General features: G+C 66.2%; 13 protein-coding genes and 3 pseudogenes. 11 read left to right on the top strand and 5 right to left on the bottom strand.

Annotated features, from left to right (window positions below):
* Window positions 1-3: 3 nt before the first annotated feature.
* On the bottom strand, window positions 4-2328 hold the full coding sequence (locus ACT53K_RS13090; RefSeq protein ID WP_476229111.1) for a TonB-dependent siderophore receptor: 2325 nt from the start codon (window positions 2326-2328) through the stop codon (window positions 4-6).
* Between the two features lie 271 nt (window positions 2329-2599).
* On the bottom strand, window positions 2600-3577 hold the full coding sequence (locus tag ACT53K_RS13085) for a LysR substrate-binding domain-containing protein (RefSeq protein WP_476229109.1): 978 nt from the start codon (window positions 3575-3577) through the stop codon (window positions 2600-2602).
* 260 nt (window positions 3578-3837) lie between these two features.
* Between ACT53K_RS13085 and ACT53K_RS13080 the strand changes: the two are divergent.
* A pseudogene (locus ACT53K_RS13080) lies at window positions 3838-3956 on the top strand (transposase); the annotation flags it as partial.
* A 54-nt stretch (window positions 3957-4010) separates the two neighbouring features.
* Here the strand turns inward: ACT53K_RS13080 and ACT53K_RS13075 are convergent.
* Window positions 4011-4334: pseudogene (locus tag ACT53K_RS13075) on the bottom strand (integrase core domain-containing protein); the annotation flags it as partial.
* A gap of 27 nt (window positions 4335-4361) precedes the next feature.
* On the opposite strand from ACT53K_RS13075, the pseudogene ACT53K_RS13070 reads away from it, so the two are divergent.
* Window positions 4362-4556 (top strand): annotated as a pseudogene (locus ACT53K_RS13070) (transposase); the annotation flags it as partial.
* Window positions 4557-4653: 97 nt separating this feature from the next.
* Here the strand turns inward: ACT53K_RS13070 and ACT53K_RS13065 are convergent.
* Window positions 4654-6081 (bottom strand): aldehyde dehydrogenase family protein, encoded by a 1428-nt coding sequence (locus tag ACT53K_RS13065; RefSeq protein WP_476229108.1) that lies wholly within the window; start codon window positions 6079-6081, stop codon window positions 4654-4656.
* A gap of 201 nt (window positions 6082-6282) precedes the next feature.
* Between ACT53K_RS13065 and ACT53K_RS13060 the strand changes: the two genes are divergently transcribed.
* Genes ACT53K_RS13060 through ACT53K_RS13045 form a run of 4 tightly spaced genes read left to right on the top strand, consistent with a single transcriptional unit; the run spans window position 6283 to window position 11776 of the window.
* Window positions 6283-8553 carry a TonB-dependent receptor gene (locus ACT53K_RS13060; RefSeq protein WP_476229107.1) on the top strand — a complete coding sequence of 757 codons (2271 nt, stop codon included), beginning with the start codon at window positions 6283-6285 and terminating at the stop codon, window positions 8551-8553.
* A 2-nt stretch (window positions 8554-8555) separates the two neighbouring features.
* Window positions 8556-9785, top strand: a complete 1230-nt coding sequence (locus ACT53K_RS13055; protein ID WP_476229106.1) for a cytochrome P450 — start codon at window positions 8556-8558, stop codon at window positions 9783-9785.
* A gap of 26 nt (window positions 9786-9811) precedes the next feature.
* Window positions 9812-10657, top strand: coding sequence for a helix-turn-helix domain-containing protein (locus ACT53K_RS13050; RefSeq protein WP_476229105.1), 846 nt, complete (start codon window positions 9812-9814; stop codon window positions 10655-10657).
* A gap of 12 nt (window positions 10658-10669) precedes the next feature.
* Window positions 10670-11776: an NAD(P)-dependent alcohol dehydrogenase gene (locus tag ACT53K_RS13045; protein WP_476229104.1), complete on the top strand. Its 1107-nt coding sequence runs from the start codon at window positions 10670-10672 to the stop codon at window positions 11774-11776.
* Window positions 11777-11792: 16 nt separating this feature from the next.
* On the opposite strand, the gene ACT53K_RS13040 is transcribed toward ACT53K_RS13045, so the two are convergent.
* On the bottom strand, window positions 11793-13319 hold the full coding sequence (locus ACT53K_RS13040; RefSeq protein WP_476229103.1) for an acyl-CoA synthetase: 1527 nt from the start codon (window positions 13317-13319) through the stop codon (window positions 11793-11795).
* Between the two features lie 177 nt (window positions 13320-13496).
* Between ACT53K_RS13040 and ACT53K_RS13035 the strand changes: the two genes are divergently transcribed.
* The 5 genes from ACT53K_RS13035 to ACT53K_RS13015 are packed head-to-tail and all read left to right on the top strand — an operon-like array spanning window position 13497 to window position 18520.
* Window positions 13497-14621: an acyl-CoA dehydrogenase family protein gene (locus ACT53K_RS13035; RefSeq protein WP_476229392.1), complete on the top strand. Its 1125-nt coding sequence runs from the start codon at window positions 13497-13499 to the stop codon at window positions 14619-14621.
* Window positions 14611-15801 (top strand): acetyl-CoA C-acyltransferase, encoded by a 1191-nt coding sequence (locus ACT53K_RS13030; RefSeq protein WP_476229102.1) that lies wholly within the window; start codon window positions 14611-14613, stop codon window positions 15799-15801. The genes ACT53K_RS13035 and ACT53K_RS13030 overlap by 11 nt, the downstream gene beginning before the upstream one ends.
* A gap of 21 nt (window positions 15802-15822) precedes the next feature.
* The gene (locus ACT53K_RS13025) at window positions 15823-16584 is read left to right on the top strand and encodes an SDR family NAD(P)-dependent oxidoreductase (RefSeq protein ID WP_476229101.1); all 762 of its coding nucleotides are present in this window, start codon (window positions 15823-15825) and stop codon (window positions 16582-16584) included.
* Window positions 16581-17747, top strand: a complete 1167-nt coding sequence (locus ACT53K_RS13020) for an acyl-CoA dehydrogenase family protein (RefSeq protein ID WP_476229100.1) — start codon at window positions 16581-16583, stop codon at window positions 17745-17747. Before ACT53K_RS13025 ends, ACT53K_RS13020 begins: the two co-directional genes overlap by 4 nt.
* Entirely contained in the window at window positions 17744-18520 is a 777-nt protein-coding gene (locus ACT53K_RS13015) for an enoyl-CoA hydratase-related protein (RefSeq protein WP_476229099.1), read from the top strand. The genes ACT53K_RS13020 and ACT53K_RS13015 overlap by 4 nt, the downstream gene beginning before the upstream one ends.
* The last annotated feature ends 2 nt before the right edge of the window (window positions 18521-18522 follow it).

Raw genomic sequence — 18522 nt, 5'->3', positions numbered from 1 at the left:
TCTTCAACGGAAGCGATACCCAAGCGTCAGCCGCCAGGTACGCGGCTCGCCGAGCGGGACATAGTTGGTGCCGGCGGTGACGCCGTAGTTCACGCGATCGAGGACATTGCGCACGCCGAAATTGACGTCCAGCTTGCCGATCGTGAGAAAGGTGTTGAGATCGACCTGGTTGGTGGGCCCGATCCACACCTTGCCGAGCTTGTCGACTGCTGCGCTCGACCGCCCATAGACGCCGGCCCCCACGCCCGCCGTCACGCCGTTGCCGACGCGGTGGTGGTAGGAAGTGTAGAGGCTGTACTGATCGCGGGGCGCCAGCGTGACCGTGTTGAAGCTCGGCTGGGGGACGAGATAGCTATATTCGGTGCGCGTGAAGCTGCTGCTCACCAGCCAGCCCTTCAGTACTTCGCCCGAGACGTTCAGGTCGACGCCTTCGCCCACCTGCCCTGGCAGTGCGATCGAAAAGCCGCGATGCTGCGGATCCGGCGCGCGCACATTGCTCTGACGGAGCTTGAAATAGGAAGCATTGATCAGCACCCGCTTGTGGAACAGGTCGAGCTTGAAGCCGCCTTCCGCATTGCGCGTACGGATGTCGGGCAGCAGGTTGACCCGCGTATAGTCGAACGTCAGGCTTGGCGAGAAACCATAAGCGAGCAGGCCATAGGCCGACAGGTTCTTCGTGATCTCCAGCACCGCGCCGAAGCTGGGCGTGGTCGCCCCGTTCGAATGGATGGTCGGCGCGGGCCGCCCCGGAATGATGCTGACTGCATCGGCATCGGTCTTGCGGACGCTTGCCATGAGCGCCAGCTTCCAGAATTTCGCCAGATACTGGGCATAGAAGCTGGTCTGGTTACCCGTCGCGCGATTGGCGAAAACATAATTGGTGGGAAGCGCCGGCAGCGTCGGCGTCCGCGTGAGGAAGTTGTACGGGATCATGGTTCCCGCAGGCGGCTGCTCGGCCGTGATGTCGTACTTGTAGTACATCGCGCCCACGACCAGCTTGTGCTGGATCGGCCCGGTCGTGACCTTGGCACGCAGATAGCCGTCGACCGCGTCGTTCCTGCTGATCTGGCTGACCCCGCTGGTCAACACCATCGCGACTCCTGCCGGATCGATCACTCCGAGCGGCGAATACTGGTTCAGGAACAACGTCGTCTTCTGGTGCTGGTAATGGGCCGAAGCCGTCAGCCATGAACCGATTTCCTGCTTGGCCTGCAGATCATAGGTCGTGCCCTGGATCTGCACATACTGGTCTCTGCCTCCGATAACGGGCTGGGAGGGATCGAGCGGATAGGGCTGGAGCGTCTTCGGGTTGAAGATCGTATAGGGCGTCATGCCCATGATCTGGTTGCCCAGCGTCACGCTGGCGATGATATCGGTATGCGCGTTCTTGAAGCGGAGGGAAGGCGCGAACAGATAATCGCCGTTGCCGCGATAGCCACCGGCATTGTGGTCGGCGTCCGCCGCCGTGGCGACGATGCGCGCGCTCAGATGCTTGTCGGCAGTGATCGCATCGTTGGCGTCGACGGTGATCCGTCCCGAGGTGAACGAACCGCCCTCGATTGAAACGTAGAGCCGTTCCTCGGCGCTCGGTTTCTTGGTGACGATGTTCACCGTACCGCCCAGGCTGTCGCCGCCCAGCAGGATCGCGTCGGGGCCCTTCAGCACCTCGAGCCGCTCGACATTTGCCAGGGGCTGGGTGCTGCCGGCCGCGAAGGTGCTGCTCGACGGCGTCGGCAGCCCGTTTACGGCGCCGCCGGTGGAAAAGCCGCGCACGCTGTACGAGGCGCCCCCCTGCACCGTCGCAGTGTTGACCGTCACCCCGCCGGCATTGCGCAGCGCGTCCGGCAGGCTCTGCGCCTGCTGCTCGGCCAGCAGCTTGGCCGAGATCACCTGCGTGTTGCGCGGCTGGTCGCGGAGCGATTCGCCGGTGCGGCTGGAGCTGGTTTCGCCGCGAACAAGCACATTGTCTTCCGCCTCGTCACGCTGGGCAACGACCAGCACCTCGTTGACGACGACGATCCGGCCATGGTCGGTCTCTACACCGACGGGCTTGCCGTGCGTTGCCTGGCGCACTGCGTCCAGCGCATCCTTTGCGTGCTTGACCGGATTGGAGGAAACGCCGGCGACAGCATCCGGATCGACATCGATCGTGGTGCCGGTCTGCTCCCGGATGCGCGCCAGGGCGTCCTTCAGCGGCATCGACGGCAGCGAAATCGCATGCTGCTGATCCTGCGCCATCGCAGCGATCGGGGTTATCAGGGCAATTGCTGCCGACGCCGTCGCAACCATGGCGACACCCGACAGGAAGATTCCGCGACTCGCGTTCATTTTTATCCCTCCCATTGCGTGCGACGCACAGACCCGGGCTGCGACCGGCAGCGGTCGCAGTTGCCCGACGGGTTGCCCGTGGCACGTTGATGCAGTGACGCGCCCTGGCAATGCAGGGCGACCGGTCATCGGCAGCGCGCACTGGCCCGCCGAAGGTTCTTCTGCGGGGTCGATGGCCATCGTCTTTTGCGGGATTTCCCCGTTGCGCTGGCTCGGCTCGACCGTGGGTTGAGACTGCGCGGAAGCCGGGAAGTCATCAAATTGTAAAATCTTATGTAGCCATCTGATTCCTGGATGCCACCGGACGGGCGATTGCCTGCCAGCCCCGCTTCAATTCCTCGACCAGCCACTTGATCATCGGCTCGCGCGCGCGATACGGTTGCCACTGTGCTACGGCCTGCGACGACAGCTTCAGGAACGGCAGTTCCGCGAGGCTCATCGACAGGTTGGCTGCATTGTGCTGCGCAAACCAGTCGCTGGTGGTCACCACCAGATCGGAGCCGAGTGCGAGGAGCGGCAGCATCGAATATAGGCTGGTGCGCACAGCAACGGTCCGCCGGGCCAAGACGTGCTCTGGGCCATATTCGCCAAACATAGCCTTCTCGATTTCTTCGGAGACGGCCACGTGCTGCGCAGCAAGATACGCATCCTCCGACACGACCTGACCCGCAAAGGGGTGGCGGCTGCAAACCAGCCCGGTCAGCCGCTGGCGAAACAGGGGCTCTGCGCATAGCCCATCATCGACCATGGCCTCGGGTAAGATTGCAACATCGGCGCCCGAATCGAACAGGCGCCGCGCAGAACCGTGCACGAAGGGCAGCATCCTGATCTTGATACCCGGCGCCCTAGCGCGAATGTCGGGAATCACTCGGCCCAGAAACATTAGCTCGATGGCTTCGGGGGCGGTGATCGTCACGGTTTGGGTGGCCGTGGCCGGATCGAAATCGAGCGTCAGGTTGAACGTGTCGTCCACTTCGCGCAGCAGCCGTCCCGTGCGCGGCAGCAGCGCCTCGCCCAGCGCGGTCAGACGCCGGCGCTCGCCATAGACTACCAGTTCATCGCCGAAATGCTGGCGCAACTGACGCAGCTTCGCGCTCATGGCCGGCTGACTGAGCGCGATCGAATGGGCGGCTGCGGTAAGCGTATGCGACCGCAGCACCGCATCGAGCGCATAGAGCAGGTTGATGTTCAGGCGGCGCAGCCGGGGGCCCACCTGCTGCGGGGCCGGGTTCTGGTCGGGAAGATTCAATGCGTTCTCCCTTTCGCCGGCATCGGTTCGTGCGGGACGGGCTATCGAGAAGCCATCGTGCAGCGCCTGGGCCTTCCCCGCAAGTCGTGGCGCTACGGGGCCTCGGCGGTACCAAAATTACCACCGCCCGGCGTACCCATTGCGAGGCGGTCCCCGCCGCCAGCTTGATGCTTGACGTCCCCCCTGTTTTCCCCTGTTTTTTGGCCCGTTTTGAGCGAGAGTTTTCCGGCCTTTGAAGCCTTTTGGCAAGGAGCTGGGACATGAAGAAATCGCGGTACACGGAAGAGCAGATTGCGTTTGCGCTGAAGCAGGCGGAGACGGGCACGCCGGTTGCCGAGGTGATCCGCGGATGGGGATGGCGGAGCAGACCTTCTTCTCCGCCGTCGCTCTTGCTGCCACTTCATTTTCTGGCTGTGATCAAGGAGTCCTGACCCTAGGTGTTCAGTCCCGGCATTTGGTGGATCGGATTGACGATGAACCGTTCTGGGTCTGACGTCCAGATTTTGGCGATGTATTCGTAGGGCGTGAGGCCGCTGAGCGTCTTGAGCCGGCGGGCGAAGTTGTAGGCGGCCATGAAGTCGGCGAGGTGCGCCCGCAGCTGGTTGTGACTTTCGTAGTGGAAGCGTGTGACGGTCGCCTCCTTGATGGTCCGGTTCATCCGTTCGACCTGACCGTTGGTCCACGGGTGGTTGGGCTTGGTGAGCCGGTGCTCGATGTCGTTGGCGTCACAGATCATGTCGAAACGCATCTGACGCGCCCAGGCGGTGTTACGGTTGCGGGGCTGCTCGCCTTCCACCTGACGCCGGGTCAGGTCGCGGACCGTCGAGCGGCCGAAGCATTGCTGGGCAGCCTGCCAACGCGCTGCATCGTCCATGCGGACCGCGCCTATGACACCAACCGCATCCGCGACCTGATTGAGCAGGGTGCCGTTCCCAACATCCCGCCCAAGGCCAATCGACGCTGGAAAAGCTGTTTCAGCCGCAACCATCGCAAAGCTGGCAGGGACATTGCCGCTCTCTTCAGGGGGGGCTTATCGCGTCGAGGCATGAAGCCGAGATCTGCGAGCAACGCGACGATCAGGTGGATGCATTGCGACGGCGAACGACCGTTTGGGCATTGGTATATTCAAGTAGCCCTTCCACCCCGCCTTCCACCCCGAGTCCCGATTGCTTCATCCCGCCAAAGGCAGCGAGGGGGCTGAGATGCTGGGTCTCGTTGATCCACACCGTGCCGCTGGCGATCCGCCGTGCCACCGCGAGCGCGGCATCCTCGTCGCTGCCCCAGACCGAGGCGCCCAACCCATAATCGCTTGCATTGGCGCGAGCGATCACCTCGTCGATATCGCGAAACTTCACTAGCGGTAGCACCGGGCCGAACTGTTCCTCCTGGACGATCCGGCTCGTTTCGGGCGGATTATCGAGGATCGTCACCGGCACGAAATAGCCTGGTCCTTCATGCGGCGCGTCGCCGGTCAGGAAGCGATAGCCCTTCTCGCGCGCATCCGCGATCAGATCGAGCACCCGGCGATATTGCACGGCATTGTTGATCGGCCCCAACTGCGTTCCCTGCTCGGCACCGTCGCCCAGCCTCACCGTGCGGGCATAGGCGACCAGCGCGTCCTTCAGGCGATCATAGACCTGCTCGTGCACATACATGCGCTTGGTGGCGATGCAGACCTGCCCGTTATTGGCGAAGGCGGCCCAGAACAGCCGCTCGGCCAGCGCCTCCACATCCGCGTCGGCCAGCACGATCGCCGGATCGTTGCCGCCCAGTTCCAGTGTGACGCGCTTGAGCGTCGCCGAGGCGCTCTGCATGACCCGGCGGCCGGTGGCGGTCGAGCCGGTGAAGCTCACCTTATCGATGCCGGGATGTTCGGTCAGCCACGGGCCGAGCCGGTCGCCGCCGCTGATGGTGTTGAGCACGCCGGCGGGCAGGATCGCCGCCGCCAGTTCGCCGAATTTCAGCGTCGTCAGCGGCGTGAAGGGCGAGGGTTTCAGCACCACGGTGTTGCCCGCCAGCAGCGCCGGACCCAGCTTGAACATCGCCAGCACCATCGGGAAATTCCACGGCGCGATCGCGCCGACCACGCCGATCGGCACGTGCCGCGTTTCGCTGTAGCGTTCGGCGCTGTCCTCGTTGACGGTGACCGGCAGGTCCAGGGCCGCCGCCCCTTGCAGCCAATAGGCGGAGGCGAGGATCTCGGTACGGGCATCAGCATGGGGCTTGCCCTGCTCCGCGGTCAGGAGGCGGGTGAAGCCGTCGATTTCGGCCATCAGCGCATTCGCCAGTTTCTCCAGGAGCGCGCGGCGCGTCGCGATTGGCGTGTCGGCCCAGCCCGGGAAAGCTGCGCGTGCCGCAGCGACGGCGGCATCCAGCTCTGCGCTTGTGGCGTCGGGGGCCTGCGCGATCGGCGTTTCGGTGGCGGGATTGAGCACGTCGAACCGGTGCTCGCCGGCAACCGCGCGCCCACCGATGGTCATCGAAAACAGCCCGTCAAACTGCATGTCACTCTCCTGTGCGTCGGCGCGATGCCGGGGCCGCGCTCTTAAACGGGGGCGTATCAGATTGCGCGGCGCTTGCCGCCCGCAGCGCAAAAAATGTCAAAAAGCGCGGCAAGTCGGTGCAACGCGCTTGGCGGCGGGCTGGGCTACACCCTCGAGTGGAAGAGGCCGCAACAGAGCCTCATCGAAAAATGGAGAGGCACCATGAAGGCCAGCATCATCGCTGCGCTGCTTGCAGGGGTCACATCGATACTTCCCGTGTCGGCCTATGCGCAGTCCGCAACGGACACCGACCCGGTTGCACCCGATCAGACCACGCCGCCGGCGCAGGCAAGCGTGGCGGGCGACGGGGAGATCATCGTCACGGCACAGAGGCGGGCGGAATCGATCCTCACCGTGCCGATCGCCATTTCGGCGATCGGGGGCGACACGCTGGCCAGCAAGGGAATTGTCAACTCCGCCAGCCTGGCGACGGCGGTGCCGAACCTTCAGGTCAGCAGCCCCTATGGATCGACCCAGCCGAACTTCTCGCTGCGCGGCATCAGCGTAGCCAACGAGTATAACTCGAACCAGGCGTCGCCGATCGGCGTGTATGTCGACGATGTCTATCTCGCGAGCCGCACCGCGCACGGCATGGGCCTGTTCGACATGGAACGTGTAGAGGTGCTACGTGGGCCCCAGGGCACGCTGTTCGGCCGCAACACGACCGGCGGCGCGATCAACTTCATCACCAAGACGCCCACACTGAGCGGCAACCAGGGCTATGCCGAGGCCGGGTACGGCAATTTCAACACCGTCACTGCCCAGGCAGCGATTGAAGCGACGATGGTGGAGGACGAACTGGGCGTGCGGATCGCCGGCAACTATGTGAAGGGCGACGGCCAGATCCAGAATGTCTATCCCGGTGGCCGCGATGCCAATTCGCAGGACACGCTGCAGGGCCGCGCGACCCTGCGCATCCGGCCCGGCGCTGGGCCGCTCGACATCAAGCTCAAAGTCTATGGGGGGCGCGATCGCGGCAGCCAGGCTGCCGTGCAAGGGCTGCTGCCCTATCGCAGCGGACTCGATTTTTTCCAGGTCAACGAGAACCGCATCGGCCTGAACAAGACCGAGGCCTATGGTGGATCGGCGACGATCGCCTACACCATCTCGCCGGCGCTCACCTTCACCTCGATCACCTCGCGCGACGGCGGCAAGCAGAATCTGCAACAGGCTGCCGACGGATCACCGCTCGATGTCCTCGACATCAACTGGCAATCGAAATTCCAGCAGTTCAGCGAGGAGGCGCGCTTCAACTATGATGCGGGCAAGCTGAAGCTGGTCGGCGGCGGCTTCTATGGCTGGGACGAGACGATCACGGACAACACGTTCAACATCGGCCAGGCGATCGCGCCGACGATCAACGGCGGCTTCTTCCAGCATTATCGCCAGGTCCGCCGCTCCTATGCGGTGTTTGCACAGGGCGATTATGCGCTCACCCCCAAGCTGACCCTCACCCTCGGCGCCCGCTATACCTGGGACCGCAGCCAGTATCGCGACGGCTATGCCTATCTCTTCGCCGGCAATGTCGATGGCGCCCGGACGCCGCTTGCGACGACGGTGCCGTGCCCGACCGTGCCTGGCACCTGTGCCTACAACCCCGCGGTGCGCTACCAGCTGGATGGCCGTAACAATGCGCTCACGGGGCGGGTGTCGCTCAGCTATACCTTCGACAACGGCACGCTCGTCTATGCCAGCTACAATCGTGGCTATCGCTCGGGCGCATTCAACGGCGGCGGCTATACCTCGTCGGCGGGCATCAACTACATCAATCCCGAACGGGTCAACGCCTATGAGGTGGGCCTGAAGGGCCGCTATCTCGACAATGCACTGACCCTGTCGATGGCCGGCTTCTACTATGACTATCGCAACCAGCAGGTGCAGGATACGCGGCCGGGTCCGGTCTCATTCCTGGTCAACGCGCCCAAGGCCGAAGTCTATGGGCTGGAGGGCGAGGCGCGACTTCGCGTGGCGCCGACGCTGACCCTGAACGCCGCCGCCGGCTATCTCCATTCGACCTACAAGGAACTGACCCTTCAGGGCACGAACCTGTCTGGCAACGACCTGCCGTTCGCGCCGCGCTTCACGGCGCAGGCGGGGGCGGACCTGACCCTGTTCCGGCGGGGCACCACCGGCCTGACCCTCTCGCCCAGCGTCGCCTATTTCTCGCGGCAATATTTTTCGCCGTTCAACGCGGTGAACGCCGTGGGCACGGCGCAGCAGAACGGCGAACTGCAGCAGGAAGGCTATGCCAAGGTGAATCTAACCGCCGCGCTTACCGTGGATCGCTTCACCTTCAAGGCGTTCGCCAACAACCTGCTCAACGCCCGCACCTATGCCTATGGGCTCGATCTTCGCGGCGCCGGCTTCCCCTACAACTTCCTGGTTCCGGCGATGCCGCGAACCTATGGCCTCTCCGCCCGGGTGAGTTTCTGATCATGGCAACATTGCTGCAAACCGACCTGAAGGATCCAGGCCTGTACGAGGCCGGGGTTCCCTGGGACCTCTTCGCGGCGCTGCGCCGCGAAAATCCGGTCCACTGGACGGCCGAAACCGATGGCGCCGGCTTCTGGTCGGTGCTGCGCCATGCCGATATCGTCGAGGTATCGCGCCAGCCCCAACTATTCTCCTCGGCGCACGAAAATGGCGGGCACCGCATCTTCAACGAGAATGAAGTGGGCCTGACCGGCGCGGGTGAATCGGCGATCGGCGTACCGTTCATCTCGCGCGATCCGCCGGTGCATACCCGCTATCGCAAGTTCGTCATGCCCGCGCTGGCGCCCGGCCGGCTGGGAGACATCGAGACGCGGATTCGCGAGCGCGTGACGCGGCTGGTCGACGCGATTCCGCTCGGCGAACCGGTCAATCTTGTACCGCTCCTGTCGGCGCCGCTGCCGTTGATGACACTGGCCGAACTGCTCGGCGTGTCGGGCGATCTGTGGCCGAGCCTTTATGATTGGACCAACGCCTTTGTCGGCGAGGACGATCCCGAGTTCCGCCAGAGCCCTGAGGCGATGGCCGCAACCCTCAGCGAATTCTTCGCCTTCGGGCAGGAGCTGTTCGAGGCGCGCCGTGCCGAACCCACGTCGGACATCGCCTCGCTGCTTGCCAATGCCGAGATCGACGGCGCGCCGGTGCCGTTCCGGGATTTCATCGGCAACCTGATCCTGGTGCTGGTCGGCGGCAACGAGACCACCCGCAATTCGCTGAGCCACAGCGTCGCGGCCTTTTCGGCAAACCCAGATCAGTGGCAGGCGATCCGTGCCGACCGCAGCCTGCTCAAGACTGCGACGGCGGAGATGGTGCGCCATGCCAGCCCGGTGATGCACATGCGCCGCACCGCGATGGAAGACACGGTCATCGGCGGGCAGAAGGTAGCCAAGGGGGACAAGGTGGTCCTCTGGTACATTTCCGCCAATCGCGATGAACAGGTGTTCCCCGATGCCGATCGCTTCCTGGTCTGGCGCAAGGGCGCGCAGCATGTCGGTTTCGGATCGGGACAGCATGTCTGCGTCGGCTCGCGGCTGGCCGAGATGCAGTTGCGCGTCGCCTTCGACATGCTGGCGGATCGTGTTACCTCGTTCGAGGTGCAAGCGCCGCCGCGACGGTTCCGGTCGAATTTCATCAACGGCCTCAAGAACCTCGACGTCATTCTGCGGCCTGCCTGAGGAGAGGTGCGATGGCGAACCGGCCGATGAGCAACGAAACCATCATTGCGGATACGATCGGCCGAGCGCCCGATCGCAGCGTGAACATAGGCGCCTGGCAATTCGCCCGCTGGCGCCAGTTCATCGGCAGCTACGAGCTGCCCGCGCTGGTGGATCCGGTGTTCGTCGTCCACGTCGGCGGCAAGCCCGATACCCGGTTGTGGGAAGCCGACCATTGGAGCGCCTCGCGCTCGATCCCGGGCTGCGCAACGATCGTGCCCGCGGGGTGCCGCACCGGCTGGCGGATCGACGGGGAGCTGGACGTCGTCACCGTCTCGGTGCCGCTCGCACAGTTGCAGGACCAGAGCGCCTATAACCAGTTCCGCGAGATGCGCTTCGCCTTTGCCGATCCGCTGGGCATCGCATTGACCCGGCAGATTCTGGGAGAGCTCTACGGCGCGCCCACGCCCGAACGCACCGCCTATATTGGCACGCTGCTCGATGCGCTGAAGGCGCATACCCTGCGCGGAACCACGCCGGGCACCGAGGGCGCGTTCCCCAGTGCCGACTTCTCCGCCTATCGCATCCACCAGATTATGAACGATATTCTGGCACGACCCGAAGCCGAGCACAGCCTGGAGGCGCTCGCCGCCAAGGCGGGGTTGACGGCATCGCACTTCTGCCGCGTGTTCAAGCGCGCGACCGGCATGTCGCCGCACCAATATGTGATGAAGGCGCGGCTCGACCGCGCCCGCGATCTGCTGGGGCAATCCGACCTTTCGGTCGCGCAGGTCGCCGACATGACCGGCTTCACCAGCCAGAGCCACTTCACCCGCGCCTTCCGCCAATATGCCGGCCAGACGCCGAGCAGCTGGCGACACCCCTCCCAATAATCCGAGGAAAGCATGCAGACACTCGCCGCCGTTGCCCGTGAACCCCATGGGCCCTTTTCGATCGAGATGGTGGCGGTGGAAGCGCCGCGCGCCGGCGAGGTGCTCGTGCGCATCGTCGGGGTCGGCCTGTGCCATACGGATCTGGTGTTCCGCGACCAATTCGCGCCCTATCCGCTGCCGGCGGTACTAGGCCATGAGGGCGCGGGGATCGTCGAGGCGGTGGGCGAAGGGGTGGTGGACCTGGCGCCTGGCGACCGCGTGGTGCTCGGCTTTTCGAGCTGCGGCCATTGCCCGCGCTGCGACGAGGGGTTGCCCAGCTATTGCCGTGAATTCCCGCCGCTCAACTATGCGGGGATGCGGCTGGACGACGGCTCCAAGGCCTATGCCAACGGCGACGAGGCGATCGCCTCGCACTTCTTCGGCCAGTCGAGCTTTGCGGGCCATGCGGTGGTGCGCGCGCGGAACGTGGTGAAGATCGAGGACCCGGAAGCGCCGCTCGAACTCCTCGGGCCGCTCGGCTGCGGGTTTCAGACCGGGGCGGGCGGGGTGATGCGCTCGATGGCGTGCCCGGCCGGGTCGAGCATCGCGATCGTCGGCGGCGGGCCTGTTGGCCTCGCCGCGGTTATGGGCGCCGTGATCCAGGGCTGTTCGACGATAGTGCTTATCGAGCCGGTTGCCGCGCGGCGCCAGCTTGCGCTCGATTTGGGGGCGACGCAGGTGATCGATCCCGCCGCCGGCGACGTGACCGAGGCATTGCGCGCCTTGTTGCCGGACGGCGTCGACTTCGCCTTCGATACCAGCGGCCGGGTGGAGGCGATCCAGGCGGTGCTCGGCGCCCTGACGTCGCGCGGGATGCTCGGGCTGGTCGGCGTGCCGCCGCGCGCCGAGGATGCGCTGACGATCAATCTCGCCGGCATGATCACCTATGGCCAGCGGGTGGTGGGAATCATGGAAGGTGACAGCGATCCGCAGCGCTTCATTCCCGAACTGGTCGCCGCGCACCGCGCCGGGCGGTTCCCGTTCGACCGGCTGGTGAAGACCTTCCCGCTCTCCGCGATCAATGAGGCGATCGACGCCCAGAAGCGCGGCGAGTGCGTGAAGGTGGTGTTGATTCCCTGAATCGCGAAGCCCCCCGTCAGACGGCGGGGGGCATGTAGCGCTCGCGCAGCAGCCGCTTGAACAGCTTGCCGGTGGGTTCACGCGGCAGGGCGTCGGTGAAGTCGATCCGGCGCGGCGTCTTAACCGGGCCGAGTTCCTGCCGGGCGAAGGCGCGCAGTTCCTCAGCCAGCGCGGCATCGGCGGTCGCCGAGGGGGCGGGCTGCACCACCGCCAGCACCATCTCGCCCATTTCCTCGCACGGCACTCCGATCACCGCCACGTCGGCGACGGCGGGATGCGTGACGAGCAGATTCTCGATTTCCTGGGGGTAGATGTTCACGCCCCCCGAGATAATCATGAAGCTCTTGCGATCGGACAGGAACAGATAGCCGTCGGCATCGACATGGCCGATATCGCCCAGCGTCGCCCAGCCGCGCGCGTCATGCGCTTCCGCGGTCTTGGCGGGATCGTTAAGATATTCGAAGACGGGCCCGTCGCTGAAGAAAATCGCGCCGGTCTCCCCTGGTGGCAACTCGCGCCCCGCCTCGTCGAGCACGTGCAGTTTGCCGAGCACCGCGCGGCCGACCGATCCCGGTCTTTCGAGCCATTCCGTGCAGGAGAGCGCGGTGATTCCGCAGCATTCGGTGCCCGAATAATATTCATGGACGATCGGTCCGACCCAGTCGATCATCGCCTGCTTGACCGGCACGGGGCAGGGCGCTGCGGCGTGGACCACCGCGCGGAGCGACGAGAGGTCGTACGCCGATCGTACGGCCTCCGGCAGCTTCAGCATCCGTACGAAATGGGTCGGCACGAAGGTGGCGTGGGTGATCCGGTGGCGCGCGATCAGGCGCAGCGTCTCCTCCGCATCAAACCGCGCCATCACCACCACCGTGCCGCCGAGCTGCTGCACCGCCATCGCCCAGCGTAGCGGCGCGGCATGATAAAGCGGGGAGGTGGAGAGATAGATGGTGTCCTCGCCCATGCCGTAGAGGGTCGCGCCCATTCGCATCAGTGGCGTTTCGGCACCGATCGAGCCGGTGGGCAGCATGGGCTTCACGCCCTTGGGGCGGCCCGTGGTGCCCGAGGAATAGAGCAGGTCGGTGCCGGCGCTTTCGTCGTCGATGGGAGATTGTGGGTGCAGCGATGCCGCCGCCCGCCAGTCGCCCAGCCGGTCGTCGCTGCCGGTCCAGCGATAGGCGACGAGTTCCGGCAGCTCGGCAAGCGCGGTGCGGGCGAGCTCGGCATGCTCCGGGGAGACGAGCAGCAGCTTCGCGCCGCAATCGCGCAGGACATAGGCGATGTCGCGCGGGCTCAGCTTGTTCGAGATCGCCGTCTGGTACAGCCCGGAACGTTGTGCCGCCCAACCGAACACGAAGACTTCGGGCGCATTGGCGAATAGCGTCGCAACCACGTCGCCGCGCCGCAGCCCCAGCGCGCGCAACTGCCACGCGCTCTGGTTTGACAGCGCGTCCAGGGTGCCGAAGCTGATCGTCTCGCCGGTTTCGGCCAGCACTAGGGCGGGCCTGTGCGGATGGCGCGCGGCATGATCGGCCGGGTGCATCGTTCCTCTCCTTCACTGTTCTGCGGGCGAGGAACCACGCGCATGGTCGGGGCAGCAACGGGCGCGCAAGAAATGTCAAAATCCGCGCATCGCCCGGGCAAAGCCCAAAGGACCACCGTCCGCTATTCCGGTTCCAGCGGCAATCCGGCCAACGGATGCCGGTGGAGAGGCGATGTGATTCTCACCGAAGACCAGCGACAGATCCGCGACTCCGTCCGCGCATTCGCGCAGGAACGAATTCGCCCGGACAGCGGGAGGTTCGAGGCCGAGGGCGGCTTCCCGCCCGCATTGTTTCGCGACCTGGGGGCGATGGGCCTCATGGGCATGACCGCGCCGGCCGAGTGGGGTGGAGCGGGAGCCGATAGCGTCGCCTATGCGCTGGCGCTGATCGAGCTCGCCGCGGCCGATGGTGCGCTTTCGACCATCGTCTCGATCCAGAACTCGATCCTGGTGAACGGACTGCTGCAGCATGGATCGGCGGCGCAGCAGGCACGCTGGCTGCCGGCGCTGATCGCGGGGGAAGCGATAGGCGCCTTCGCGCTTACCGAAAGCGAAGCAGGCTCGGATGCCGCGGCGATCCGCACCCGTGCCACCCGCGTCGGTGGCGGCTGGCGGATCGACGGCGCCAAACAGTTCATCACCTCGGGGCGGATCGCCTCGGTCGCGATCGTGATCGCGGTCACCGATCCGGCGCTCGGGCGGAAGGGTATCTCCGCCTTCCTCGTGCCGACCGACACGCCTGGGTTTTCGGTCGACAAGGTCGAACACAAGCTGGGGCAGGGGGCATCGGACACCTGCGCGCTCCGGTTCGATGCCTGTGTGGTGCCGGACGATGCGCTGTTCGGCGCCGAAGGCCGGGGCTATGCGCTGGCGCTGGCCAATCTGGAAGCCGGGCGGATCGGTATCGCCGCGCAGGCGGTGGGCATGGCGCAGGCCGCCCTCGACATCGCCGTCGCCTATGCGCGTGAGCGGCGCAGCTTCGGCAAGCCGATCCTCGAGCACCAGGCAGTGGGCTTCCGTCTTGCAGATCTCGCCACCCGGCTGGAGGCGGCGCGGCAGCTCGTGCTGCACGCCGCCGCGCTGAAGGATGCCGGCGCGCCGGCGCTGGAGGCGGCGTCGATGGCCAAGCTGTTCGCCTCGGAGACCGCCGAGACGGTGGTCTCGGGCGCGCTCCAGACGCTGGGCGGCTATGGCTATCTGGAGGAATTCGGCATCGCCCGCATCTATCGCGACGTCCGCGTCTGTCAGATCTACGAGGGTACGTCGGACATCCAGCGCATGGTGATCGCCCGTGGCCTCTGAACGCGACGCAATTGTGGTGGCGGGCCATGCCCGCACGCCGATGGGTGGGTTCCAGGGTGCCTTCGCGCCGCTCGGCGCAGTCGATCTCGGCGCGGCGGCCGTGCACGCTGCAGTTGCCCGAGCAGGTGTCGCCGATGCGGCAGTCGAGCGCATCTATATGGGCTGCGTGCTGCCGGCTGGGCTCGGTCAGGCGCCGGCGCGCCAGGCAGCGCGCAAGGCCTGTCTGCCGGACACGGTCGAGGCGACGACGCTCAACAAAATGTGCGGATCGGGGATGCAGGCGGTGATCCTCGCTGCCGAGACGCTGGCCGCCGGCGCCGCGGACTGCATCGTCGCGGGCGGCATGGAGAGCATGACCAACGCGCCCTATCTGCTGCCCCGGCATCGCGCCGGCGCGCGGATCGGGCATGACCGGGTGCTCGATTCGATGATGTTCGACGGGCTGGAGGACGCCTATGCCCCCGGCAAGCCGATGGGCGCCTTCGCCGAGGAGGCTGCGCGCCATTATGGCTTTGGGAGGGAAGCGCAGGATGCCTTCGCGCTCGAAAGCCTCGACCGCGCCCAGCGCGCCATCGCGTCGGGTGCCTTTGCCGGAGAGATCGTGACCGTCCCCGTTACGGGCCGCAAGGGGACGATCGAGGTCGCAACCGACGAACAGCCCGGCAATGCCCGGCCCGACAAGGTCCCGTTGCTGCGCCCGGCCTTTTCGCAGGACGGCACGATCACCGCCGCGAGTTCGGCGTCGATTTCCGATGGTGCGGCGGCGTTGGTGCTGACGCGCGTGGACAAAGCGGATCGGCTTGGCCTCGTGCCGCAAGCCCGCATTGTCGCGACCGCGGCGCATGCCCATGCGCCCGAATGGTTCACCACCGCCCCGGTGTTCGCGGTCCGCAAGGCGCTCGATCGCGCCGGCTGGACCGCTGCCGGGGTGGACCTGTTCGAAGTGAACGAGGCGTTCGCGGTCGTCGCCATGATCGCGATGCGCGAGCTCGGCATCGATCGCGAGCGTATGAACGTGAACGGTGGCGCGACGGCGCTCGGCCACCCGATCGGCGCCAGCGGCGCGCGCATCCTGGTTACCCTGATCGCAGCGCTGCGCGCCCGCGGCGGCCGGCGCGGCATCGCTTCGCTGTGCATCGGCGGCGGCGAGGCGACGGCGGTCGCGATCGAACTGATCTGATATCGAGGAGGAATCGACAGCATGGACATCAACGGCGTTCCCGCCATCGTCACCGGCGGTGCATCGGGACTTGGCGGTGGCACCGCCCGCAGGCTTGCCGCTAGCGGCGCGAAGGTCGCGATCTTCGATCTCAACGCCGATCTCGGCACGGCGTTGGCGGCGGAACTCGGCGGCCACTTCGTGCGCGTCGACGTGACCGACGCGCACGAAGTGGCCAACGCCATCGCGGAGGCGGAGGCGGTCAACGGCAAGGCGCGCATCCTGGTCAATTGCGCCGGCATCGGTCCGCCCGCCAAGGTGATCGACCGTGATGGCAATGCCCTGCCGCTCGCGTCCTTCTCGAAGATCGTGACGGTCAATCTGGTCGGCAGCTTCAACGTGCTGTCGAAGTTCGCCGCCGCCCTGCACGCTGCGGACCCGATCGGTGAGGAGCGGGGCGTGATCATCAACACGGCCTCGGTCGCGGCCTATGACGGGCAGATCGGCCAGGCCGCCTATGCGGCCTCGAAGGGCGGCGTGGTCGGCATGACGCTGCCGATCGCGCGCGAATTCGCGCGCTATGGCATCCGCGTGATGACCATCGCGCCTGGCATCTTCTGGACGCCGCTCCTCGAAACGCTGCCGGCCGAAGCGCAGGCAAGCCTGGGCGCACAGGTGCCGTTCCCGTCGCGGCTGGGCCAGCCCGACGAATATGCCCGGCTGGTCGAGGCGATCGTGACGAACCCGATGCTCAACGGCGAGACGATCCGGATCGACGGTGCGATCCGTATGGCGCCGCGATGAACCCGCCGACGCCGCGCGCGGCCGAGATAGGCGCCCGCGTCGAAGCGTTCGTGCGCGAGCTGGTCGTGCCCTATGAGCGCGATCCTCGCCGCGACACACACGGCCCCAGCGATGCGATGGTCGCCGAGCTGCGCCAGCTGGCCCGCGCGGCGGGCGTGCTGACGCCGCATATCCTCGCGGACGGCACCCATCTCACCCAGCGCGAGACCGCATACGTGCTGTGCCTCTCTGGCCTGTCGCCGCTGGGGCCGGTGGCGCTCAACACCGCCGCGCCCGACGAAGGCAATATGTACCTGCTCGGTAAGGTGGGCAGCGCCGAGCAGAAGCGCCGCTTTCTCGATCCGATGGTGCGCGGCGAGGTCCGCTCGGCGTTCTTCATGACCGAGCCGGCGGAGGAAGGCGGCGCCGGCTCCGACCCGTCGATGATGCAGACCACTGCGGTGCTCGACGGCAACCATTGGGTGGTGAACGGGCGCAAGGCGTTCATAACCGGGGCGCAGGGTGCCGGGCTGGGCATCGTCATGGCCAAATCCGCCGATGGCGCCTGCATGTTCCTGGTCGGCCTGCCCGACCCGGCGATCACGATCGAACGCGTGCTCGACACGATCGACAGTTCGATGCCGGGCGGCCACGCGGTGGTGCGGATCGACCATCTGCGCGTGCCCGCCGACCAGATGCTCGGGCATAGCGGCGAAGGTTTTCGCTATGCTCAGGTGCGCCTGGCGCCGGCGCGGCTGTCACACTGCATGCGCTGGCTGGGGGCATGCATCCGCGCGCACGAGATCGCCACCGACTATGCCTGCCGCCGCCAGGCGTTCGGCAAGCTGCTTATCGACCATGAGGGCGTCGGGTTTCAGCTCGCCGACAACCTGATCGACCTCAAACAGGCCGAGCGGATGATCGACTGGTGCGCCGGCGTGCTCGATGCGGGTGAAGCCGGCGGCGTCGAAAGCTCGATGACGAAGGTGGCGGTTTCCGAGGCGCTGATGCGCGTCGCGGATCGCTGCGTGCAAGTGATGGGCGGCACCGGGGTGACCGGCGACACCATCGTCGAACAGGTGTTCCGCGAGATCCGGGCTTTCCGGATCTATGACGGCCCCAGCGAAGTGCATCGCTGGAGCCTCGCCAAGCACATCAAGCGCACATTGAAGGAGCGCGCATGACCGCGTCCAGCATCACCGTCGAACGCGACGGTCCGCTTACCATTGTGACGCTCGCGCGGCCGGAGGCGCACAATGCACTCCACGCTGCGGCGCACGAGGAATTGGCGGGGGCGTTCGACGCCTTCGCCGCCGACCCCGATCAATGGGTGGCGATCATCACCGGCACCGGCGAGAAGGCGTTCTGCGCCGGCCATGACCTGAAGCAGCAGGCGGCGGGCGGCGGCCTCAAGACGCCGCCCAGCGGCTTTGCCGGGCTCACTGCGCGGTTCGGCATGACCAAACCGGTGATCGCGGCGGTGAATGGCGTGGCGATGGGCGGCGGCTTCGAGATCGCGCTCGCCTGCGACATCGTCGTCGCGCACGCCCGGGCGGTGTTCGCGCTGCCCGAGCCGCGTGTCGGGCTGGCGGCGCTTGCCGGGGGCATGCAGCGGCTGCCCCGCGCAATCGGCCTCAAGCAGGCGATGGGGATGATGCTCACCGGCCGGCGGGTCTCGGCCGAAGAGGGGATGCGGCTGGGCTTCGTCAATGCGGTGACCGAGGGCGATGTGCTGGCGCTCGCCCGGCAATGGGCCGCTGACATCCTGGCCTGCAGCCCGATGGCAGTGCGCGCTACCAAGGATGCGGTGCTGCGCGGGCTGGAGACGCCGGTAGAACGGGCGATGGCCGAGCAGTGGTCCTATCCTGCGCTCGCGGCGATGCTGGCATCGCAGGATGCGGTGGAAGGCCCTGCCGCCTTCGCCGAGAAGCGTCCGCCGGCCTGGAAGGGGTGCTGACC

This window comes from Sphingomonas sp. DMC8 (genome assembly GCF_056314185.1).
The sequence above is the reverse complement of the archived record's forward strand: the minus strand, read 5'-3'. Positions and strand labels throughout refer to the sequence as shown.